This is a genomic window from Pantoea trifolii, assembly GCF_024506435.1.
In the GTDB taxonomy this organism is placed as follows: Bacteria; Pseudomonadota; Gammaproteobacteria; order Enterobacterales; family Enterobacteriaceae; genus Pantoea; species Pantoea trifolii.
Map to the genome: position 1 here is coordinate 2911292 of NZ_JANIET010000001.1, position 20148 is coordinate 2931439.

Annotated in this window: 23 protein-coding genes and 1 tRNA gene; 4 read left to right on the forward strand and 20 right to left on the reverse strand. The window is 55.3% G+C overall.

Going from position 1 to position 20148, the window contains the following annotated elements; translation table 11 throughout:
- Window positions 1–6 precede the first annotated feature (6 nt).
- Window positions 7–1092 carry a chorismate synthase gene (gene aroC / locus NQH49_RS13475; RefSeq protein ID WP_256696996.1) on the reverse strand — a complete coding sequence of 362 codons (1086 nt, stop codon included), beginning with the start codon at window positions 1090–1092 and terminating at the stop codon, window positions 7–9.
- Between the two features lie 46 nt (window positions 1093–1138).
- Complete coding sequence (gene prmB / locus NQH49_RS13480) at window positions 1139–2071, reverse strand: 50S ribosomal protein L3 N(5)-glutamine methyltransferase (protein WP_256696997.1); 933 nt, start codon at window positions 2069–2071, stop codon at window positions 1139–1141.
- Between the two features lie 159 nt (window positions 2072–2230).
- Between prmB and smrB the strand changes: the two genes are divergently transcribed.
- Window positions 2231–2779: an endonuclease SmrB gene (gene smrB, locus NQH49_RS13485; RefSeq protein WP_256696998.1), complete on the forward strand. Its 549-nt coding sequence runs from the start codon at window positions 2231–2233 to the stop codon at window positions 2777–2779.
- Window positions 2780–2842: 63 nt separating this feature from the next.
- Here smrB and sixA read toward each other — a convergent pair whose 3' ends face one another.
- The 4 genes from sixA to NQH49_RS13505 all read right to left on the reverse strand — a co-directional run bounded on the left by sixA (window position 2843) and on the right by NQH49_RS13505 (window position 7423).
- On the reverse strand, window positions 2843–3325 hold the full coding sequence (gene sixA, locus NQH49_RS13490) for a phosphohistidine phosphatase SixA (protein WP_256696999.1): 483 nt from the start codon (window positions 3323–3325) through the stop codon (window positions 2843–2845).
- Window positions 3326–3520: 195 nt separating this feature from the next.
- Window positions 3521–5650 (reverse strand): fatty acid oxidation complex subunit alpha FadJ, encoded by a 2130-nt coding sequence (gene fadJ / locus NQH49_RS13495; protein ID WP_256697000.1) that lies wholly within the window; start codon window positions 5648–5650, stop codon window positions 3521–3523.
- The gene (fadI, locus tag NQH49_RS13500) at window positions 5650–6960 is read right to left on the reverse strand and encodes an acetyl-CoA C-acyltransferase FadI (protein ID WP_256697001.1); all 1311 of its coding nucleotides are present in this window, start codon (window positions 6958–6960) and stop codon (window positions 5650–5652) included. The genes fadJ and fadI overlap by 1 nt, the downstream gene beginning before the upstream one ends.
- Before the next feature lie 166 nt (window positions 6961–7126).
- A complete protein-coding gene (locus tag NQH49_RS13505; RefSeq protein ID WP_256697002.1) occupies window positions 7127–7423 on the reverse strand; it encodes a YfcZ/YiiS family protein in 297 nt (98 codons plus the stop codon).
- Window positions 7424–7782: 359 nt separating this feature from the next.
- Between NQH49_RS13505 and fadL the strand changes: the two genes are divergently transcribed.
- Window positions 7783–9066 carry a long-chain fatty acid transporter FadL gene (gene fadL, locus NQH49_RS13510; protein WP_008101276.1) on the forward strand — a complete coding sequence of 428 codons (1284 nt, stop codon included), beginning with the start codon at window positions 7783–7785 and terminating at the stop codon, window positions 9064–9066.
- 47 nt (window positions 9067–9113) lie between these two features.
- Here the strand turns inward: fadL and mlaA are convergent, their stop codons facing one another.
- The 10 genes from mlaA to ccmA are packed head-to-tail and all read right to left on the reverse strand — an operon-like array spanning window position 9114 to window position 16872.
- Window positions 9114–9881, reverse strand: coding sequence for a phospholipid-binding lipoprotein MlaA (gene mlaA / locus NQH49_RS13515; protein WP_256697003.1), 768 nt, complete (start codon window positions 9879–9881; stop codon window positions 9114–9116).
- 35 nt (window positions 9882–9916) lie between these two features.
- Window positions 9917–11128 (reverse strand): c-type cytochrome biogenesis protein CcmI, encoded by a 1212-nt coding sequence (ccmI, locus tag NQH49_RS13520; protein ID WP_256697004.1) that lies wholly within the window; start codon window positions 11126–11128, stop codon window positions 9917–9919.
- Window positions 11128–11583 (reverse strand): cytochrome c-type biogenesis protein, encoded by a 456-nt coding sequence (locus NQH49_RS13525; protein ID WP_256697005.1) that lies wholly within the window; start codon window positions 11581–11583, stop codon window positions 11128–11130. The genes ccmI and NQH49_RS13525 overlap by 1 nt, the downstream gene beginning before the upstream one ends.
- On the reverse strand, window positions 11580–12137 hold the full coding sequence (locus tag NQH49_RS13530) for a DsbE family thiol:disulfide interchange protein (protein WP_101763614.1): 558 nt from the start codon (window positions 12135–12137) through the stop codon (window positions 11580–11582). Before NQH49_RS13530 ends, NQH49_RS13525 begins: the two co-directional genes overlap by 4 nt.
- Window positions 12134–14092 carry a heme lyase CcmF/NrfE family subunit gene (locus NQH49_RS13535; protein ID WP_256697007.1) on the reverse strand — a complete coding sequence of 653 codons (1959 nt, stop codon included), beginning with the start codon at window positions 14090–14092 and terminating at the stop codon, window positions 12134–12136. Before NQH49_RS13535 ends, NQH49_RS13530 begins: the two co-directional genes overlap by 4 nt.
- Window positions 14089–14574: a cytochrome c maturation protein CcmE gene (gene ccmE, locus NQH49_RS13540; RefSeq protein WP_008101293.1), complete on the reverse strand. Its 486-nt coding sequence runs from the start codon at window positions 14572–14574 to the stop codon at window positions 14089–14091. The genes NQH49_RS13535 and ccmE overlap by 4 nt, the downstream gene beginning before the upstream one ends.
- The gene (gene ccmD, locus NQH49_RS13545; protein ID WP_256697009.1) at window positions 14571–14804 is read right to left on the reverse strand and encodes a heme exporter protein CcmD; all 234 of its coding nucleotides are present in this window, start codon (window positions 14802–14804) and stop codon (window positions 14571–14573) included. The genes ccmE and ccmD overlap by 4 nt, the downstream gene beginning before the upstream one ends.
- Entirely contained in the window at window positions 14801–15541 is a 741-nt protein-coding gene (locus NQH49_RS13550; protein ID WP_256697010.1) for a heme ABC transporter permease, read from the reverse strand. Before NQH49_RS13550 ends, ccmD begins: the two co-directional genes overlap by 4 nt.
- Window positions 15542–15598: 57 nt before the next feature.
- The gene (ccmB, locus tag NQH49_RS13555) at window positions 15599–16258 is read right to left on the reverse strand and encodes a heme exporter protein CcmB (protein ID WP_256697011.1); all 660 of its coding nucleotides are present in this window, start codon (window positions 16256–16258) and stop codon (window positions 15599–15601) included.
- A complete protein-coding gene (gene ccmA / locus NQH49_RS13560) occupies window positions 16258–16872 on the reverse strand; it encodes a cytochrome c biogenesis heme-transporting ATPase CcmA (protein ID WP_256697012.1) in 615 nt (204 codons plus the stop codon). Before ccmA ends, ccmB begins: the two co-directional genes overlap by 1 nt.
- 243 nt (window positions 16873–17115) lie before the next feature.
- Between ccmA and NQH49_RS13565 the strand changes: the two genes are divergently transcribed.
- Both NQH49_RS13565 and NQH49_RS13570 read left to right on the forward strand, forming a co-directional pair.
- A complete protein-coding gene (locus NQH49_RS13565; protein ID WP_256697014.1) occupies window positions 17116–18030 on the forward strand; it encodes a formate/nitrite transporter family protein in 915 nt (304 codons plus the stop codon).
- An 87-nt stretch (window positions 18031–18117) separates the two neighbouring features.
- Window positions 18118–18192 (forward strand) — tRNA-Arg (locus tag NQH49_RS13570).
- Between the two features lie 20 nt (window positions 18193–18212).
- Here NQH49_RS13570 and NQH49_RS13575 read toward each other — a convergent pair.
- The 4 genes from NQH49_RS13575 to NQH49_RS13590 all read right to left on the reverse strand — a co-directional run bounded on the left by NQH49_RS13575 (window position 18213) and on the right by NQH49_RS13590 (window position 20008).
- Window positions 18213–18422: a hypothetical protein gene (locus NQH49_RS13575; protein ID WP_137386226.1), complete on the reverse strand. Its 210-nt coding sequence runs from the start codon at window positions 18420–18422 to the stop codon at window positions 18213–18215.
- A 25-nt stretch (window positions 18423–18447) separates the two neighbouring features.
- Window positions 18448–18699 carry a hypothetical protein gene (locus NQH49_RS13580; RefSeq protein WP_210081370.1) on the reverse strand — a complete coding sequence of 84 codons (252 nt, stop codon included), beginning with the start codon at window positions 18697–18699 and terminating at the stop codon, window positions 18448–18450.
- Window positions 18700–18720: 21 nt separating this feature from the next.
- The gene (locus NQH49_RS13585; protein WP_256697016.1) at window positions 18721–19032 is read right to left on the reverse strand and encodes a hypothetical protein; all 312 of its coding nucleotides are present in this window, start codon (window positions 19030–19032) and stop codon (window positions 18721–18723) included.
- Window positions 19033–19138: 106 nt separating this feature from the next.
- Window positions 19139–20008, reverse strand: a complete 870-nt coding sequence (locus NQH49_RS13590) for an AraC family transcriptional regulator (RefSeq protein ID WP_179449975.1) — start codon at window positions 20006–20008, stop codon at window positions 19139–19141.
- Between the last annotated feature and the right edge of the window lie 140 nt (window positions 20009–20148).

Consider the following 20148-nt stretch of genomic DNA (forward strand, 5'->3'; position numbering starts at 1 on the left):
TCAGGCTTACCAGCGCGGTACGCTGCTGTTGACGTCACCGTTTTGCGCACGCTGGCGCAGCAGGTGATCCATCAACACAATCGCCATCATCGCTTCGGCAATGGGCACCGCGCGAATACCAACGCAGGGATCGTGACGACCTTTGGTGATCATCTCGACTTCTTCGCCGTCGCGGGTGATGGTGTTGCCCGGCACGGTAATACTGGAGGTCGGTTTCATCGCCAGATTGGCGCTGATAGTTTGGCCGCTACTGATGCCGCCTAAAATGCCGCCGGCGTGGTTGCTCTGGAAACCGTTGGCACGAATCTCATCGCGATGCTGGCTGCCGCGCTGGTTGATCACCGCGAAACCGTCGCCAATTTCCACGCCTTTCACCGCGTTGATGCTCATCAGCGCATGCGCCAAATCCGCATCCAGACGATCAAATACCGGCTCGCCCAATCCCGGCGGCACGTTCTCTGCCAGCACGGTGACTTTCGCACCGATGGAGTCGCCCTCTTTTTTTAGGCCACGCATCAGTTCATCCAGCGCTTCCAGCTTCGAGGCATCCGGGCAGAAGAACGGGTTCTCTTCCACGATGTTCCAGTCTTTCAGTTCACAAGCCACATCGCCAATCTGCGCCAGATAGCCGCGCACCACAATGCCGTGCTTCATCTGCAAATACTTCTTAGCAATCGCACCGGCCGCTACGCGCATGGCGGTTTCACGCGCCGAAGAGCGTCCGCCGCCACGATAGTCGCGCAGGCCGTATTTCTGCTCGTAGGTATAATCGGCATGGCCAGGACGGAACAGATCTTTGATTGCGCCGTAATCCTGTGAACGCTGGTCGGTGTTCTCAATCAGCAGACCGATTGAGGTTCCCGTCGTCACGCCCTCAAACACGCCGGACAAAATTTTCACCTGATCCGGCTCGCGGCGCTGTGTGGTGTAGCGCGACGTGCCAGGACGACGACGATCGAGATCGTGCTGAATGTCGGCTTCCGTCAGCGGAATGCCGGGCGGCACACCGTCAACGATGCAGCCCAGCGCAATACCATGCGACTCGCCAAAAGTGGTTACGCGAAAAACTTGTCCGATGCTGTTTCCGGCCATGCTGGTTCCTTGTTGCGATGTTGCGGGCGAGCGCTCGCCCTCTTATTTAGTCTTTGTAGAATGAGAAGTGATGCTGTGCCGCGACGATTTGCTCGCGCGTCAGCATAAACACGCCGTCACCGCCGTTATCAAACTCCAGCCAGGTAAACGGCACGTCTGGGTACTGATCGATCATGTGCACCATGCTGTTACCGACTTCGCAAATCAGCACGCCTTGTTCGGTGAGGTAATCTGGCGCACAAGCCAGAATACGGCGCACCAGTTTCAGGCCGTCGCTGCCCGCTGCCAGACCCAGTTCCGGCTCGTGGCGATATTCGTTCGGCAGATCGTCCATATCTTCCGCATCCACGTAAGGTGGATTGGTGACGATCAGATCGTATTTCACCGGCGGCAAATTACGGAACAGATCGGCGCGGATTGGGGTTACGTGGTTCAGCAGGCCGTGCTCTTCGATGTTCTGCTCGGCAACCGCCAGCGCATCGGTGGAGATATCCACCGCATCCACTTCCGCTTCCGGGAAGGCGTAAGCGCAGGCAATGGCGATGCAGCCGCTGCCGGTGCACATATCGAGAATGTGATGAGGTGACTCGCCGATCAAACCGGCAAAACGGTTCTCAATCAGTTCACCAATCGGTGAACGCGGCACTAATACGCGCTCATCAACGTAAAATTCGTGGCCGCAGAACCAGGCTTTGTTGGTGAGATACGCCACCGGAATGCGCTCGTTGACGCGGCGAATCACGCGCTCAACAATGCGATGACGCTCGCTGGCAGTCAGGCGCGCATTGCGCATATCTTCTGGAATATCCAGCGGCAGCCACAGCGTGGGCAGAACCAGTTGGACGGCTTCGTCCCAGGGATTATCCGTGCCGTGGCCGTACCAAATGCCTGCCGCCGAAAAACGGCTGACAGCCCAGCGCAGCATGTCCTGAATGGTGTGCAGTTCATTCACTGCCTCATCGACGAATATCTTGTCCACGTAGCCCTCCGCAGGCCATAAAATCAATCGGCCGATAGTGTGCCACGAAGCCGGGCAGAATTCAGCGCAGCGAGGTGAAAAAGCTGACATTTGTTAACAGTAACGGTTAAGGTATGCCACCGGCTGTTTACCAGCTTTTTCTTAACTTATCACCGAGCCATGAGTAAAAAAACGCCGCTAAGCCAGGACGATCAGCAAATGTTTCGCCAGTTAATGACCGGAACGCGCAAGCTGAAACAGGACACCATCGTGCACAAACCGGTGGTGAAAACGCGCCAACTGCCGTTGAAACGCCTGATATCAGAGCAAGCCGATAACAGTCATTATTTCTCTGACGAGTTTCAGCCGCTGCTGTCCAGCGAAGGTCCGGTACGCTATGTGCGCGCCGATGTGAGCCACTACGAGCAGAAGAAGCTGCGTCGTGGCGATTACACGCCGGAAATTTTTCTCGATCTGCATGGCTTAACGCAGATGCAGGCCAAGCAGGAGCTCGGCGCGCTAATCGCCGTCTGCCGTCGTGAGCATCTGTTCTGCGCCAGCGTCATGACCGGACACGGTAAACATATCCTCAAGCAGCAAACACCGCTGTGGCTGGCACAACATCCGCATGTGATGGCGTTTCATCAGGCACCGAAAATGTTCGGCGGAGACGCCGCGCTGCTGGTGCTGATAGAAGTGGAAGAGTGGCAGCCGCCTGAACTGCCGTGACGTGCCGCGCTACAAAAGGATAGGGCCGCGAATGCGGCCCACAGTAGTTGCAATTTCAGAGAATTAAATTGCTTTAGCCAATTTTGACGGGCTGACCTGCCACTCCAGCTTGCCTTCGCAGGCCTCTGCATCAAAGTTCACACAGGCTATCGCAGAGGTCGCGAACATCGGCGGCGCTTCCTGCGGGCAGAGTTCAGAAACCAGATAACCCACCAGCGGCAAGTGTGAAATCACCAGCGCCGATTTAACCCCTTTCTGCGCCAGCACCTGCAAATAGCTGGCTACCATAGCGGGATCGCCGCCTGGCGTCAGTTCCGGCAACACATCCTGCCCTTCCGGCAACTTCAGCGTTTCACGTACCGTTGCCAGCGTTTGCTCGGCGCGCAGATACGGACTCACTAATACCCGATCGATTGCTGGCGTTTTGCTGTTGAGCCAACTCGCCATCGCTCTCGATTCATCACAGCCACAGAGGGTGAGAGGTCGAACTGAATCACTCGCTGCTTCCAGAGCTGCGTCGCCATGACGCATGATAAAAACTTGCATAAAGCACCGCTGTTGTTTGTCGATATCGCCCGGTACCACAGCACCAGACGCTTCATTCTGCGAATGAACGGTGTGTTTTACCCCAATGGCTTCAGTATAGTCAACCGGTTGTTTATTAAATAAGCATATCTCAGAATGGTGCTGCGCTTACCGCTGCGCAGCCCTCTAACTAACCCGCTGAATCTGTGCGCCTATTCACGATTGTGCAGAAGTGTAAAAATTCGTTTGCTGTTCTGACATTGCGATCAGCGCTTCACTTGGCGCAAAACGCTCGCCGTGTTGCTGCATTAATGAGCTTAATGCTTTGACGATATCGCCAATGCCGCGCTGATCCATATAGCGGAACGGACCGCCAAGGAACGGCGGGAAGCCGATGCCAAACACCGCCGCAATATCGCCATCCCGCGCGTTGCGGATCACCGCTTCATCCAAACAGCGTGCCGCTTCGTTCAGCATCATCAATACGCAGCGCTCAGCAATCTGCGCTTCGCTCTGCTTCGCCTGCGGTTTGATGTTCAACAGCGTGTAGATTGACGCATCGGCTTTGCGCTTGCCCGGCCAGCGCGAACGTTGGTAGAGGTAGAACCCTTTGTGGTTCTTACGCCCTTTTCTGCCATCAGCCAGAATGGCGTTCGCGGCGTTGGGTGCGCTGAAGCGAGAACCGTAAGCCTGCTCGAGAATCGGGCTGATTTTGCTGCCGACATCAATGCCCACTTCATCCAGCAGCTGCAGCGGCCCAACCGGAAAACCGAATTTCACTAAAGCGCGATCGATATGCTCGATCGGCTCACCCTCCTGCAAACAGTGCATCGCTTCATTTATATAGGGTGCGAGAATGCGGTTAACGTAAAAGCCGGGACGATCCGCCACCACCACCGCTGTTTTGCCCTGCTGACGCGCCAGCTGCACCGTGTTCGCCAGCGTTTGCGCTGAGGTATTGGCATGCGGAATCACCTCCACCAGCGGCATTTTGTCCACCGGGCTGAAGTAATGCAGGCCGATAATATTTTCCGGTCGCTGCGCATGGGCGGCAATGTCGGCAATCGGTAGCGACGAGGTATTGGAGGCAAATATGGTGTGCGGCTGGCAATGGCTTTCGATTTCGCTGACCATCTGCTGCTTGAGCGCCAGATCCTCAAATACCGCTTCGATCACCAGATCGCGCTGGCTGAATCCTTGATAATCGTTGCCGCCGCTAATGCGCGCCATCTGCTGCTGACGTTCGGCCGCTTTCAGCTGACGCCGCTTCACCTTGTTGCTCAACAAGTCCCAGCTGTATTGCAGTGCATGATTCACACCGACGAGATTGATGTCTTTAATGCGCACCGGCAAACCGGCTTTCAGCGCCGTGACGCTGGCAATGCCGCCGCCCATCAATCCGCCGCCAAGCACGCCAATCTGCTTCAGCGCTTGCGGTTCAACACTGGCCATCGAGTCTTTCTTTAAGGCAGTTGAGGCGAAGAACAGGCTGCGCAGCGCGGCCGATTCTGGCGTCATCGCCAGTTGTCCAAAGGCGCGCGCTTCCGCTTCATGTCCGGCACTGCTGCCCTGCTCCAGACCGATGCGCACCACTTCAAGAATACGGTCAGCCGCAGGATAGTTGCCCTGGGTTTTGCTGTGGGTTTGACGCTGTGCCAGTGAAAACAGCACCTGACGCGCAATCGGTCCTTGCAGTAAACGATCGCGGCGCGAAAGTTCCCGGCGTGCGCCTTTTCCTTTATGTACGCGTGCAATTGCCGTTTCCAGCAGAATCGATTGCGGCACCGCGTCATCCACAATCCCGAGTTTGAGCGCCTGTTTGGCACGCAGCTGTTTGCCAGTGAGAATCAGCGGCAGCGCCTGCTGCACGCCAATCAGGCGCGGCAAACGTTGCGTACCGCCAGAACCCGGCAGCAAACCGAGCTGTACCTCCGGCAAACCGAGGCGCGTTTTGTCATCCAGCGAACAGATGCGCGCATCGCAGGCCAGCGCCAGTTCGAGGCCGCCGCCAAGGCAGGCACCGTGAATCGCCGCCACCACCGGAAACGGCAGCGCGGCAATCATCGCCATCACATCTTGTCCCTGCTTTGCCAGCGCTTCAGCTTCTTCAGCCGTTTTGCAGCTGGCGATCATGCTGATATCCGCACCGGCAACAAAGTTGTCTGGCTTGCCGGAGATCAACACTAATCCGGCTAAATCCTGATGGCTGCGCGCGTCATCCAGCACCGCTTTGATCTGCGGCACAAACTCGGCCTTCAGCGTGTTCATCTTCTCGCCCGGCACATCGATGGTAATCACACCGACATGGTCGAGGCGCATATGTAAATGAAAGGCGGATTCGCTCATTATTCGGCCTCCAGAACCATTGCTGTGCCCAGGCCGCCCGCCGCACAGGCGGTGACCAATCCTAAACCGCCGCCGCGCCGCCGCAGTTCGTGCAGCGTTTGTGTGATCATGCGCGCGCCGGTGGCAGCAAACGGATGACCATAAGCAATCGATCCGCCGAGCACGTTAAAGCGTTCTTCATTCACTTCGCCTAACGCATGCGGACGATTCAGCACCTCGCGCGCAAAGCGTTCGTCACGGAACATTTTCAGGTTGGCTAAGGTTTGTGCGGCAAAGGCTTCGTGCATATCAATCAGCGTCAGATCGTTGAGCGTGATGCCGGCGCGGTCCAGCGCCAACGGCGAAGCGTACGCCGGACCGAGCAACATGTCCTGCCAGACATCAATCGCCGTAAAGGCGTAGCTGCGCAGATAGCCAAGCGGCTGAATGCCGAGTTCGCGCGCGCGCCCTTCACGCATCAGGATCACCGCTGCGGCGCCATCGGTCAGCGGCGTGCTGTTGGCGGCGGTCACCGAACCGTGGCGACGATCAAATGCCGGGCGCAGTTTGGCATAATCGGCGGCGCTGGCGTTGAAGCGAATATTGTTGTCTTGCTCGATGGGCGCTTTCCACGGCGGCACAAACGCCGGCATCACTTCCTGAGTGAGTACGCCCGATTGCCAGGCGCGCGCCGCATGCTGGTGCGAACGCAGCGCTAACGCATCCTGCTGTTCACGGGTGATGCCGTGGCTTTTCGCCATCTGCTCGGCGGTATCGCCCATGCGTAAGCCAGTGGAATACTCCGCCACCGCCGGTGGCACTGGCAACAAATCGCGCGGACGCAAACGACGCAGGATGCTGAGTTTTTGGCTGAAGCTGCGCGCTTTGTTGAGATCCACCAGCGCACGCGCCAGCGTTTTACTGACGCCAATCGGCAGCACCGAGGATGAATCCGCGCCACCGGCAATGCCGACATCAATGGTGCCCGCCATCAAACTTTCCGTCACGTTTGCCACCGCCTGAAAACTGGTGGCGCAGGCGCGACTGACGCTATACGCATCGGTATGTACGCTTAGTCCGCTGCTCAGAACAATTTCACGCGCAATATTCGGCGCTTCCGGCATCTGCACCACCTGGCCAAACACCAGTTGATCGATAATCTCGACCGGTAATTCACTGCGCGCCACTAGTTCGCTGATCACCATGCGTCCCAACTCCAGCGCGGGAATGCCGTGAAAATCGGTCGCCTGACGGGCAAAAGGGGTGCGTAATCCGTGGGTTATGGCGATACGTTCGCCCTGACGCGTCAGCAGCGGCTGCGCTTTGCTCATTGCAATCACCTGTAATTTTTGACCGGGGCATCATTGCCAAACAGGTCTGACCTGATCATCAGTGTTAACTAAGTGTTGCTAAGTAGCCAATAAGCAGAGGAAAAAAGTGCGAGGGAATACACGAAAATGAGTTAAGGCTGCCGAAGGGGTTTCGGCAGCGACGGGATTAGCGTAGGCCGAGCTGGAAAATCAGGGTTTCCGCCTGGCAGGCAAAGGTGAAGTCGATAGACAGGCGCACAGCGTCGCCTTCATTGGCAAATTCCGCGCGAATATCGCAAGGATCGGATTCCACCTGACGCGCGCGCTCAGTCAAATGCGCCAGCATCGCTTCCGCCGCATGACGATCGGCAAACACGCCAGACCAGCTTGCGGTGCAATCGGTGTTATCCATCACGGTTCCCACATCGACACAGCAGCAGGCCGCCGTTTCGTTCGCACTACATTTTTTAATGGCATCAGTCATGGTTTTCTCCTGACGATAAATTCAACACAATCGGATCATTTTCTGCCGCAAAGTGTACGCCTGCTGCGTTTTCACATCCACGATCAAGCCGCTAAGTGACGAATATCACACTAAAAATTGATCCACAGCAAAATTGAACGTTATGTTTAAGTCGAACCGCTAAGATTTTGTTAAGCAGATCTGATTTTATCGATCAAATCAGAAATATTTAAAAAACAATATTGCAACAAATACACAGGTCGGACCTATACTCGTCGCACTGGTCTGATATGTGGTTTTGTCGTCAGTCCCTACAATTCGCCGCTCTTTGTTACGCGACGTAACAACGTTAAATAATAAATCTAGATGAGGTTGTGGTCATGAACCATAAAAACCTGTTTGCAAAGTCAGCTGTGGCAGCTGCAGTAACGCTCGTCTGTTCTCATGTTTACGCCGCGGGCTTTCAACTGAATGAATTCTCAGCAATTGGTTTAGGTCGTGCGTATTCCGGTGAAGGTGCGATGGGTGATACCGCCGCCTCTGCCAGCCGTAACCCGGCAACTATGGCGTTGATGGATCGCCCTTCTTTCTCTATCGGCGCAGTTTACATTGACCCTGAAGTGGATATTAGCGGTCAAAGCCCTTCTGGTCGCAGCCTTGATGCCAAGAATATTGCACCGAATCAGTGGATCCCTAATCTTCACTATGTGCATCCGATTAACGATCAGTGGTGGATTGGTGCGTCTGCAACCTCAAACTATGGTCTGGCAACCGAATTCAATAATGGCTATACCGCAGGGGGTTATGGCGGCAAAACCGACCTGATGACCGGCAACTTTAATATCAGCACCGCTTATCGACTGAATGAGAATTTCAGCTTTGGTATCGGATTTGATGCGGTTTATGCCAAGGCGAAGATTGAGCGTTATGCTGGTGAATCTGGCGCAGCGCTGGGCATTCCTGCCGATACCCAAATTGCCCATTTAAAGGGTGATGAATGGGGTTACGGCTGGAACGCCGGCATTTTGTATGAAGTGGATAAGAACAACCGCTTCGGTTTCACCTATCGCTCAGAAGTTAAAATCGACTTTGACGGCGATTACAAAAGCAGCCTGCCGGGTTACGTGAACTCTCTGCCACAGGCACAGCTGTTAGGCCTGCCTTACGGTACCGGCGGCTCAACCATTCCGGGTTCTCTGACACTGAATCTGCCTGAGATGTGGGAATTGTCCGGCTACCATAAAGTCGCACCACAATGGGCGGTTCACTATAGCCTTACGTATACCAGCTGGAGCCAATTTCAGGAGCTGAAAGCCACCGGCAGCAATGGCCAGACGCTGTTTTACAAGGATGAAGGCTTCCACGATGCCTATCGTATCGCGTTAGGTACCTCGTACTTCTATGACGACAACTGGACCTTCCGTACCGGTATCGCCTTTGATGACAGCCCGGTTCCGGCCGATAAGCGTTCTATCTCCATCCCGGATCAGGATCGTCTATGGTTGAGCGCCGGTGCGTCATACGCGTTCAATGAAGATGCTTCCGTCGACTTGGGTATTTCTTACATGCACGGTCAGAAAGTCACCGTGAAAGAAGGCCCGTATACCTTTAACTCTGAAGGTAAAGCCTGGCTGTACGGCGCGAACTTTAACTACAAGTTCTGATGCTTAGCTTGATAAAAAAAGGCGACTTAATGAGTCGCCTTTTTCTTTTACTGCGAATCGATATCTTTCAGATCATCCTGAATCGCACTGGCGTTCGGATTATCTTCCGGCTTCAACTTACCGCCATTGGCGATAAAGTCATGTCGCTGGAAGTAGGCATTACGAATGAAGGCGTACGGATCTTGCTGCTGACGCAAAATGGCGTCCGAATCCAGCAACTGTGCACGGGTTTCAATCCCTTCCAGCGTCCATTTACCCACCGAAATCGGCCAGCTCAGCCAGCTTAATACCGGATAGAGCGTATCGACGAAGTCACCGCCATCTTCACGGATGGTGAAGCTGCCGTAAGCCGGTAGTTCAACATACGGACCGTAACCAACGCCATAGCGTCCCAGCGTGCTACCAAAGCGATGCGGCACTTCACGCGCCAGCTCCGGATTGGCTTTTCCCGCCACGTCAATTAATCCACCCAGTCCTAACACGGTGTTCAGGAAGAAACGGGTGAAGTGGATACCTGCCTGGCGCGGCTCACCCACCAGAATGGCGTTGACCATGCTGGCAGGTTCTTCAACGTTAGCTAATACATTACTTATGCCGCTACGTGCCGGCACCGGCACATAATCGCGCCAGGCTACCGCCACCGGGCGCAGAACATACGGATCCAGCACGTTGTAGTTGAAGTTAAACATCGTGCGGTTAAAGCCTTCCAACGGATCGCTGCGCTGTGCAGGTTCCGTATTGTCAGCCGGTTTTGAGCTGGCACAACCTACCAGCAGTAAGCTGGCTAACGCCAGACCGGTCAGGCGGTTATTCATTCTTCTCTCCCTGTGCGGATCAGTAAGGTATCGCTTCAGGGCTGCTGTTGATTAATTTCCACAGCCAGTTGCTGATGACCATTCCAGGGGGTAACCGCGCTTAATCCAAACCAGTCGCCAGACTGCGGATTGGCACTGCCGTCGCGCGAAATACGCACCCTGACTTGCACCTGATGCTGCGCCGAAAGTAGGCGATCCGGCATCATGGCATTGCTGTCATCCAGCGTGAGCGATAACGGGAAGTGGCTGAGCGGTAAACGCTTCACAGCCACAGGCACCGGTGAAACACCGTCAGACACAGAAATATACAACACTCCGCCTTGCGGTAACATTTTTTCTGCCTGCGGCGTCAAACTCACCGTCAATGCCAGATTGCTATTTTGCTGTCCCGCGTCAGTTTTCGCTTGTTCAATGCTGCGCTCGATCATGGTGATGCGGCGATCGCCTGCCGGTAACAGTTTCAGCATCACCTGCCATGCACCAATTGCCTCGTTGTACTGCTGCTGTTCGAAGGCGTTAAACGCCAGCAGACTCAGCGTACGCACATCGCTGTGATCGCGTTTCAGCAGCTCTTTCAGCAACACGTTGGCCTGACGGTTATCCTGCGGATCGCTGGAGCGCGTCAGCACTTCGGCGTAATCCTGCTGCAGTTCGATATTGTCTGGCGCCAGCTGCAGCGCATGTTCAAATGCCTGGCTGGCATCGGTGGCGTTATTCAGCACCATGCCCAGGCGGCCCAGCATCGCCCAATCGTTGAGGTTCGTAGAGTCATTTTGCAGCGAGCTGCGCAGACCCAGCTGCAGACGCGCCAGCTCTTCCATAGTCAGCGGCTGCGCTTTGGGATCCATCACGCGCGCACGTAAGGCAGGATACTCTTGTTGCACGCTAACAAACGCGATTTGCTGCGCTAGTCCGCCGGTTTTCAGATACATGCCAACCGACACCACCAACAGCACAATCACGCCCGGCAACAATACCCAGCGGCTGCTGCGATGAATGGTGGCGGCATCCTGCTGCGGCACATCGGTTAACAGCGTTTGTTGCAGTTCGCGCACCATTTCCGGGCGCTCAGCCACCACGCCCTCTTCTTCATCACGCTCCAGCTCGCGCAGGCGTTGCTGATAGAAATCGGTATTGAGACGATCGCGATCGCCACTGCTGGCCTCGCGCTGACGCCAGCCGGCACGCAGAAACAGCGCGATAGCCGCCAGCAGTAAAATAATCAGGGTAATCCAGAATCCAGTCATTACGGCTTCCCGTCACGCTTAAGTAACGCCGCAAGGCGCTGTTGTTCACTGTCGTCGAGTTCGCTACGCGCTCTGCCGCGGCGATTGCGCAGAATAATGATCAGCGCGCCCAGCACCACAAACAACGCTGGACCCACCCACAAAATCAGCGTGGAAGGGGTTACCGGCGGCTCATACGTCACGAAATTACCGTAACGCGCCACCATGTAATCAATGATCTGCTGGCGGCTTTCGCCCTGCTTCATCAACTCGTAGACTTTGAGCCGCATATCCGCCGCGATCATCGCATTGGAATCGGCAATGCTGTTGTTCTGGCATTTCGGGCAACGCAGCGATGCGGTGAGATCGCGGTATTGCTCTTCCTGCTGCACCGAATCGAATTGGTATGTATCAATCGCCGCCCACAGGCTGGTGCTGAGCAGAATGCCCGCTAACAGTAGAAGCAGCCGTTTCATACGCCCGCCTCCTTATTGTATTTGTCCCACAGCGGTTTCACTTCTTCGAGCCAGACGCGATCGTTCATGTCGCCTGCGTGGCGATAACGAATGATCCCTTTGCCGTCGATCAGGAAAGTCTCCGGCGCGCCGTAAACGCCAAGATCGAGACCAAGCATCCCGTTGCCGTCATACAGGCTGAGCGCATACGGATTACCCAGCGTGTTCAGCCAGGTCACCGCTTTGGTGCGATCGTCTTTATAATTCAGGCCAACCACGCGAATGCCTTTTTCCGCCAGCGTATTGAGGTATTGATGCTCAGCGCGGCAGGTTGGGCACCAGGTGGCCCAGACGTTGAGCAGAATCGGTTTGCCGTCGGTTAGCACCTGCTGATCGTAGATTTTGCCGGGCTGATCCAGCGCTTCCAGTTTGAATACCGGAACGGGCTTGCCGATCAGCGCCGATTCGAGACGCGTGGGATCATCGCCGTTGGCGTTGCGCGACAGCTGCCACAGCAGCGCCGCAGCCAGCAGCAGAAACAGAACTAACGGGATAAACAGGATTTTTTTGTTCATTCCAGCTCCTCGCGCTCTTCTTTTTTACGTGAGCGATAGCGCGGATCGAACAGGCAGAACAAGCCGCCAACCGCCATAAACACGCCGCCGTACCAAATCCAGCGCACGAAGGGTTTGTAGTAAATCCGCACCGCCCATGAACCGTCATCCAGCTCTTCGCCCAGCGCCGCATAGAGGTCACGGGTGAAACCGCCGCTGATCGCCGCTTCGGTCATCATGGTGCGCGCGGCTGCATAGAAGCGTTTTTCCGCCTGCATCACTGCTTCCAGCTTGCCGTTGCGCGTCACTTCAATCACCGCTACGCCGCCGCTGTAGTTTGGTCCTTGCAGGTTGCGTACGCCGTGGAAGGTAAAGTGGTAATTGTGGATATCAACGGTATCGCCCGCCTTCATGCGCACATCACGCTCAACGCTGTATTGGGTGCTAAAGGCGATACCGACCACGGTCACCGCCACGCCCAGATGCCCCAGCACCATGCCCCAATGGCTGCGCGATAGATGACGCAAACCTTTGAAGAAGGAGTGACGATGGGTGGCGCGCTCGTGCAGTTCCATCAACGTCAGCATGATCACCCAGATCGACATCAGCAGGCCGATAACCGTCATGGCTTCAATACGATCCTGCAGCAGCCACGGCAGCGCGATCGACAGAATCAGCGTCACCAACAGACCCACACCAAGACGTTTCCACAGTTTCTGTGGTTGGTCACGACGCCAGCGCACCAGCGGACCGATACCGAGCATCAGTGCGAAGGGTGCCATCAGCCAGGTAAACATGGTGTTGAAGAACGGCTCGCCCACCGAGATGCTGCCGAGACCCAGCTGTTTATGCACCAGCGGCAGCAGCGTACCGAGTAACACCACCAGCATCGCGGCGATCAGCAGCACATTGTTACCCAGCAGGAAGGATTCGCGTGACCAGGCTTCGCTCTGCACACGACTGCGCACCTGACCGCCTTTCAGCGCATAAAGCAGCAGCGAGCTACCAATCACAATCACCAGGAAGGCGAGAATAAACATGCCGCGCGCCGGATCGGAGGCGAAGGAGTGCACGGAAACCAGCACGCCGGAACGCACGAGGAAAGTACCAAGCAGGCTTAACGAGAACGCGGTAATCGCCAGTAAGACCGTCCACGATTTGAAGCTGCCGCGTTTTTCCGTCACCGCCAGCGAGTGCATCAGCGCGGTTCCGGCCAGCCACGGCATAAAGGAGGCGTTTTCGACCGGATCCCAGAACCACCAGCCGCCCCAGCCGAGTTCGTAATAGGCCCATGCCGAACCGAGCACGATGCCGATAGTCAGGAACACCCACGCAGCGGTGGTCCATGGACGTGACCAGCGCGCCCATGCGGTATCCAGACGTCCGGCCATCAGCGAAGCAATAGCAAATGCAAACGCCACCGAGAAACCAACATAGCCCATGTACAGTAGCGGCGGATGGAAGATCAGCCCGATATCCTGCAGCATCGGGTTGAGGTCGCGCCCGTCAATCGGGAAGTTTGGCAAGGTGCGGGTAAACGGGTTCGAGGTGAGAATGATAAACAGCAGGAAGCCGAGGTTAATCATGCCCATCACCGCCAGCACGCGCGCCAGCGCATCCTGCGGCATACCGCGACTGAAGATCGCTACCGCCAGCGTCCAGGTGCTGAGCAGCAGCACCCACAACAACAGTGAACCTTCGTGCGCGCCCCAGGTTGCGGCGATGCGATAGTAAACCGGCAGCAAGGTGTTGGAGTTAGTGGCGACATAGCCAACGGTAAAATCATTCACCACAAAGGCGTGCACCAACACGGCAAAGGAGGCGGCGACGCAGATGAACATGCCCCAGGTTAACGGGCGTGCCATCGCCATCAAACGCGCATCCTGACGCGCCGCGCCCCACAGCGGATAGACACTCAACAGTAGCGCTAAACCCAGCGCCAGACACAGCAGAAAGCTACCAATTTCCGGCATCATGATTGCGCACCTGACTGCTGATAGGCTGCCGCAGGTCCTGTGTGATTCTTCTTCATCGCATCTTCGATTTCAGGTGGCGTATATTTTTCATCGTGTTTCGCCAGCACTTCTTTGGCGTTCACCAGATTGCCCTCTTCGAGCACGCCTTGCGCCACCACGCCCTGCCCTTCACGGAACAGGTCCGGCAGAATGCCTTCGTAGGTAACACTGACCACGCCGTTGGCGTCATACAGTTTGAAAGAGACCGCGAGGGTTTTCGGATCGCGCTTGACGCTGCCCGGCATCACCATGCCGCCAATGCGCAAACGCTGGCCCGGTTCAGGCTTCTGATGATCTTCGCCCTTGCCATTGATGATTTCACTCGGGGTATAAAACAGGTCGATGTTGGAACGCAGCGCGTACATCACCAGCGCGGTCGCCAGGCCAAGCCCGATCAACACCGCGATCGCCACGTACAGGCGATTACGACGACGGATATTCACACGGATTCTCCCGCTGCTTCATCGGCAGCTTTTTTCGATTTAGCCGCGCGAATGCGGCGCTCCCTGGACTGACGCTGGCGAATGTCTACCAGCAAACGGCGGCGGAACAGCACGGTGTGCAGCACCAGACCGAATAATGGGATCAACGTGAGGATAACGGCGAGCCAAACGTAAAAGGCATAGCCGCCCATGGCGAAGAAATCGCTCCACGATGCAAAGGCTGGCGTCATGATTTGCTTCCTCGCTGCGCCACATCAATCGCCCACGGACGATGACGTTCGGTAAACAGAATCAGATTGCGCAAGCGCATTAAGGTCAAAGCACCAAACACCAGCAGATAGCCGAGAATGGACCAGCGCAGCGGTGTGCGCATGCTGGGATCGATGGCCTGCTGCAGAATACCGGATGAGCCCTGATGCAGCGTGTTCCACCACTGTACCGAGAAGTGAATGATCGGCAGATTAACCACGCCAACCAGAATCAAAATGCCAGCAGCGCGCCCGGCGGTGCGACGGTCTTCAAAGGAGTGATAGAGCGCGATTACGCCCATATAGAGAAACAGCAGCACCAGCTCGGATGTCAGTCGGGCATCCCAGATCCACCAGGTTCCCCACATCGGTTTACCCCAGGCGGAACCGGTAATCAGCGCGATAAAAGTAAACACCGCGCCAATTGGCGCCATCGCCGCCGAGACCAGATCGGCCATCTTCATCTGCCACACCAGGCCGATGAACGCCGCAATAGCCATTGACGCATACACGCCCATCGACCACATCGCTGCAGGCACGTGAATGTACATAATCCGGAAGCTGTTGCCCTGCTGATAATCTGCCGGTGCAAAGCCGAAGCCCCAGATCCAGCCGAGTAACAGCGTGCCAACACCCAGCACCGAGAACCACGGAATTAAGCGACCGCATAGCTGGTAAAGCCGCTCAGGCTTTGCCCACTGGTGTAACCATTTCCACATTTTGCATAGCTCACAATAAAGAGAATTCAGGTTTCGGCCGCTCTGAGGCGACACGAATTAATGCAGACTGATACGCAAAGCTGCTGCTGTCGCAAACGGCGACAGCGTTGCGCTGACGGCCAGCATCGCGCCGAGAATCGCCAGATAACCCCCGATCGGCAATCCCATTCCGGCGGCATCAATCGCCGCGCTGGCGAATATCAGAACCGGTATCGACAACGGCAATACCAGCAGACTTAGTAATACGCCGCCGCGCCGCAGCCCAACGGTTAACCCGGTCCCAATCGCGCCGAGAAAGCTTAGCGTTGGCGTGCCAAGTAGCAGCGTTAACGCCATCGCGCGCCAGCCGGCAAAATCCAGCGACAGCAACAATGCCGCCAGCGGCGACAGTAAAATCAGTGGCAGCCCGGTAATCAGCCAGTGTGCAATCACTTTGCCCAGCACCGTAACCGGCAGCGGTGTTGGCAGCAGAAGGAGTTGCTCGAGCGAACCATCAAGAAAATCGTCATGAAACAGTCGTTCCAGCGCCAGCAATGAGGCCAGTAATGCGGCAACCCACGCCACGCCCGGCGCAATGCGCGCCAGCTGCTGCGGCTCCGGTCCGATACCTAATGGAAACAGCGTGATAACAATCAGGAAAAACCACAGTGGATTGATCACTTCCGCGCCGCTGCGAAAGGCGATTTTTAATTCGCGCTGAATGACCCGACCTAACATCAAGCCCACTCCGAAGTAAGACGAATTTTACGCACGCGCGCGCTGTTATCGGGCAGATCCTGATGCGTAGTCAGAATCACCGCTCCGCCGTTATCGGCATGGGTGGCGAATCGCGCCATTAATTTTTCCACACCGCCTTTATCGATGGCGGTCAAAGGCTCATCGAGGATCCATATCGACGCCGGGCTGAGCCACAGGCGGGCTAATGCCACACGCCGCTGCTGTCCGGCGGAGAGTTGCGCCACTGGCACCTCTTCAAAACCCAGCAGATCGACCTGCTCAAGCGCGTCAAAAATCGCGTCTTCATTGCTGCTGCCGTGCCAGAAATGCAGGTTCTCCAGCGGTGAGAGTACCGATTTCACGCCGGGGTGATGGCCGAGATAGAGCAGATTTTGTTGCCATATTTCGCGCTGCTGACGAATCGGCTGTGACTGCCACATCACGTCGCCCTCTTCCGCCCGGCTTAATCCCGCTAACAGGCGTAGCAGCGAGGTTTTCCCGGCTCCGTTTGGCCCTTCAATTTGCACAATGTCACCCGGTTGCACACAGAAGCTCAACCCATGAAACAAGGTTCGCTCATCACGAACGCATGAGAGATTAATGACTTCGAGCATAGAAGGGAGAATCACGGCAATGAATGAGGCGGCGATAATACCACATTGAATCTGTGGGCCGAAGTCTGTGAGCTGGCTCCCACTTACCCCAAATGGGGTATTCGTGCGCATCAGATCAAGAAATTGCTCAAAAAACCAACTCAGTTAAAATTTCGTTACTCTTAAATTGAATCTTCGTAACAAAATGACCTTGCCAAAACCAGCTACGCTTATTGCGCAATGGCATTATCACCCGAGGGAAACATGAAACAATCACCATCGATTTCAAACAGTGACAACGATGTAGAGAGTGATGAGAAGGAACAAGGCAAGGAGATTGAAGTGGATGAAGATGCCCTGCCCTCGCAGGCGGCGGCAATTCATGAGGAAATACGTCAGGACGGTGAAAAAGAGCTCGAGCGCGATGGTATGGCACTGCTTTGGTCGGCGGTAGCGGCCGGATTGTCAATGAGCGCTTCGCTGATGGCGAAAGGCATTTTCCAGGTCCACCTCAAAGGCGTGCCCGGCGCTTTTTTACTCGAAAATCTGGGTTATACCTTTGGCTTTGTCATTGTCATTATGGCGCGCCAGCAATTGTTCACCGAGAACACCGTTACCGCCGTTTTGCCGGTAATGCACAAACCGACCGGCAGCAACTTTGCGCTGCTGTTGCGTCTCTGGTGCGTGGTGCTGCTCGGCAATCTGATGGGTACCGCGTTGGGCGCGCTCGCTTTTAATCATATGCCGATCTTCGACGATGCGACGCGTCAGGCGTTTACCGCCATCAGTGAAAAAGTGATGGTCAATTCCCCCAGCGAAATGTTCGCTAATGCGGTGATCTCCGGCTGGATTATCGCCACCATGGTGTGGATGTTCCCGTATGCGGGCGCGGCGAAAATTGTGGTGATCGTGATGATGACCTGGCTGGTGGCGTTAGGGGATTTAGCGCATATCGTGGTCGGTTCGGTCGAGGTGCTGTATCTGGTGTTTGCGGGCACGCTGCCATGGTACGAATTCTTCTGGCCATTTGCTCTGCCAACGCTGCTTGGCAACATCACGGGCGGTACGCTGATATTTGCCTTGATTAGCCATGCGCAGATTCGTAACGATATGAGTGAAGCGGCGAAAGCCAAAGCACGTGCGGAACAGAAGCGGAAAGAGAAGCAAAAACAGGCGTAAGCCTGGTCTTAAATTGCTGATAGATTGAGCAAACAACCGCTGCATAGTTAAAATCAGGTTCGCGGTGCGCTATACTGCGCGCCCGGCGTCTCCTTAGTTAAATGGATATAACGAGCCCCTCCTAAGGGCTAGTTGCAGGTTCGATTCCTGCAGGGGACACCAGATTTTCATCGTTCTCCCGCTTAAAACAGCCATCTTGCCAGAGCAAGTGTCAGTCCAGCGGTGCTCATTATTCCCGCCACAATCCATTTCGTTTGTTGATTTATCGCCTGATGAAGATCGCTTTTAGTGGCGTAGTTCGATTTAATCACCGCGATATCCGTTTTCATCAGCGCCATATCGGTTTTGATATCGTCGATATCCGCTTCCAGCTTTGAAACGCGCTTTTCCATGTTCACTCCTTGATCATCAACTCACTCAAAACAACCAGCGAGCCAGTGCCAGCGTCATGCCCGCAGTGCTCAGCATCCCCGCGACAATCCATTTTGTCTGTTTACTTAATTCCTGATGAATTCTCCCAATATCCTGATGCACTTTGCCAATCTCCTGATAAAGATCGCTCTTGGTGACGTAATTCGACTTGATCACCGCAATGTCTGTCTTCATGACAGCCATATCGGTTTTGATATCGTCGATATCCGCTTCCAGCTTTGATACGCGCTTTTCCATGTTCACTCCTTAATCATTCACTTAAAACAACCAGCGAGCCAGCCCCAGCGTCATACCTGCAGTGCTCATCATGCCCGCCACGATCCATTTCGTCTGTTTGCTGATCTCCTGGTGAATTTTGCCGATCTCCTGATGAAATTCACTTTTGGTGACGTAATTCGATTTGATTACCGCAATGTCCATTTTCACCTGGGCCATATCGGTTTTAAGACCATCAATATCCGCTTCCAGCTTTGATACGCGCTTTTCCATAATTACGGCCTCTCGTAACTTGTCATTGTAATCAATGTGATAGCTTAATTTTCCTGCAAAGCATCCTACTCCAAAATCCATGGAAAAAATGCCTTACAGAGTGTGAGAAGGCCTAACTGAGAGATGTGTTCAGAAAAAAACAGGGGTTATTGCAGCCGATTACATCGGTTTAAGAGTGAGATCGTAATCAGGCCTGATCGTGTCGCCATGCCGACGGCGTCACGCCATGCAGTTGACGAAAGCGGTTACTGAAGTGGCTTGAGGAGTGAAAACCGCAGCGCAGCGCGATTTCTGTTAGCGGTAAACGGCTGAATTTCAGCAGCTGTAACGCAGCATCCATGCGGCGGCGCATCACATATTGGTGCGGTGCCTCGCCAACGCTGCTACGGAACATGCGTGCAAAATGGTATTCGCTCAGCGCCGCTTCGGCGGCCAGCTGCGCCAGCGTTAATGGCTGATCAAGCTGCGCATCAATATATGCCATCACTCGCCGCAACACGGCGGGGGCCAATCCACCACGCACCTGCGGCGCTTGCCATTGCACATCGCTGTAGCGTTGCAACAAATGCGTCATCAGCAACGTTGATGCGCTGCTGAGCATCAATTGATTCGCCGGCTGCTGCCAATCGGTGCTCAGCAAGAAGTGGCGATAAAGTTGGGTGATACGATCGTCCGCCGCGAAGATCTTTTCATGCAGATTGAGCTGCGACGGACTGCGGTCCCAGATCTGTTCGCCCAGATGGCGCAGATGTTCATCGGTGCAGTAGAGATGCACAAACGATAAATCGGCACGAATATCCCACACCGATTCCACTCCGCTGGGCATCAGGCAAAAGCGATCCGGCCCGCCGCCGTTGCGCCAGCCGTGCTGGGTTTTATGCCAGGTTTCATAACCGTCGGCGGTATACAGGCTCAGCGTGTGATGATCGCTAAGATTGGTGACGCGGTCGCCGCTGTTAAACCAGGCCGCCAGCTTAATGCCGCTCGACAACTGCACGCTGTCGCGCAGCTGCGCTTTGTGGCGCTGGAGCATGTTGAAGGTCTGGTAATCAGCCATGGTTGATATCACTCGCAGTTCATGAGCGCCCAGTGTACGGATCTCCGCAGACAGAAAACAGGTCACAGCCGGACGCAAAAGTAAAAAGCGCAAGATTTTGCAATTGCCGCGCAAAAACGTGCAAGCCGCGCGTTGCTTTT

Coding starts and splice junctions, on each gene's coding strand:
- aroC (WP_256696996.1), bottom strand. CDS start 1,092: ATGGCCGGAAACAGCATCGGACAAGTTTTTCGCGTAACCACTTTTGGC.
- smrB (WP_256696998.1), top strand. CDS start 2,231: ATGAGTAAAAAAACGCCGCTAAGCCAGGACGATCAGCAAATGTTTCGC.
- sixA (WP_256696999.1), bottom strand. CDS start 3,325: ATGCAAGTTTTTATCATGCGTCATGGCGACGCAGCTCTGGAAGCAGCG.
- fadJ (WP_256697000.1), bottom strand. CDS start 5,650: ATGAGCGAATCCGCCTTTCATTTACATATGCGCCTCGACCATGTCGGT.
- fadI (WP_256697001.1), bottom strand. CDS start 6,960: ATGAGCAAAGCGCAGCCGCTGCTGACGCGTCAGGGCGAACGTATCGCC.
- NQH49_RS13505 (WP_256697002.1), bottom strand. CDS start 7,423: ATGACTGATGCCATTAAAAAATGTAGTGCGAACGAAACGGCGGCCTGC.
- fadL (WP_008101276.1), top strand. CDS start 7,783: ATGAACCATAAAAACCTGTTTGCAAAGTCAGCTGTGGCAGCTGCAGTA.
- mlaA (WP_256697003.1), bottom strand. CDS start 9,881: ATGAATAACCGCCTGACCGGTCTGGCGTTAGCCAGCTTACTGCTGGTA.
- ccmI (WP_256697004.1), bottom strand. CDS start 11,128: ATGACTGGATTCTGGATTACCCTGATTATTTTACTGCTGGCGGCTATC.
- NQH49_RS13525 (WP_256697005.1), bottom strand. CDS start 11,583: ATGAAACGGCTGCTTCTACTGTTAGCGGGCATTCTGCTCAGCACCAGC.
- NQH49_RS13530 (WP_101763614.1), bottom strand. CDS start 12,137: ATGAACAAAAAAATCCTGTTTATCCCGTTAGTTCTGTTTCTGCTGCTG.
- NQH49_RS13535 (WP_256697007.1), bottom strand. CDS start 14,092: ATGATGCCGGAAATTGGTAGCTTTCTGCTGTGTCTGGCGCTGGGTTTA.
- ccmD (WP_256697009.1), bottom strand. CDS start 14,804: ATGACGCCAGCCTTTGCATCGTGGAGCGATTTCTTCGCCATGGGCGGC.
- NQH49_RS13550 (WP_256697010.1), bottom strand. CDS start 15,541: ATGTGGAAATGGTTACACCAGTGGGCAAAGCCTGAGCGGCTTTACCAG.
- ccmB (WP_256697011.1), bottom strand. CDS start 16,258: ATGTTAGGTCGGGTCATTCAGCGCGAATTAAAAATCGCCTTTCGCAGC.
- ccmA (WP_256697012.1), bottom strand. CDS start 16,872: ATGCTCGAAGTCATTAATCTCTCATGCGTTCGTGATGAGCGAACCTTG.
- NQH49_RS13565 (WP_256697014.1), top strand. CDS start 17,116: ATGAAACAATCACCATCGATTTCAAACAGTGACAACGATGTAGAGAGT.
- NQH49_RS13575 (WP_137386226.1), bottom strand. CDS start 18,422: ATGGAAAAGCGCGTTTCAAAGCTGGAAGCGGATATCGACGATATCAAA.
- NQH49_RS13580 (WP_210081370.1), bottom strand. CDS start 18,699: ATGGAAAAGCGCGTATCAAAGCTGGAAGCGGATATCGACGATATCAAA.
- NQH49_RS13585 (WP_256697016.1), bottom strand. CDS start 19,032: ATGGATTTTGGAGTAGGATGCTTTGCAGGAAAATTAAGCTATCACATT.
- NQH49_RS13590 (WP_179449975.1), bottom strand. CDS start 20,008: ATGGCTGATTACCAGACCTTCAACATGCTCCAGCGCCACAAAGCGCAG.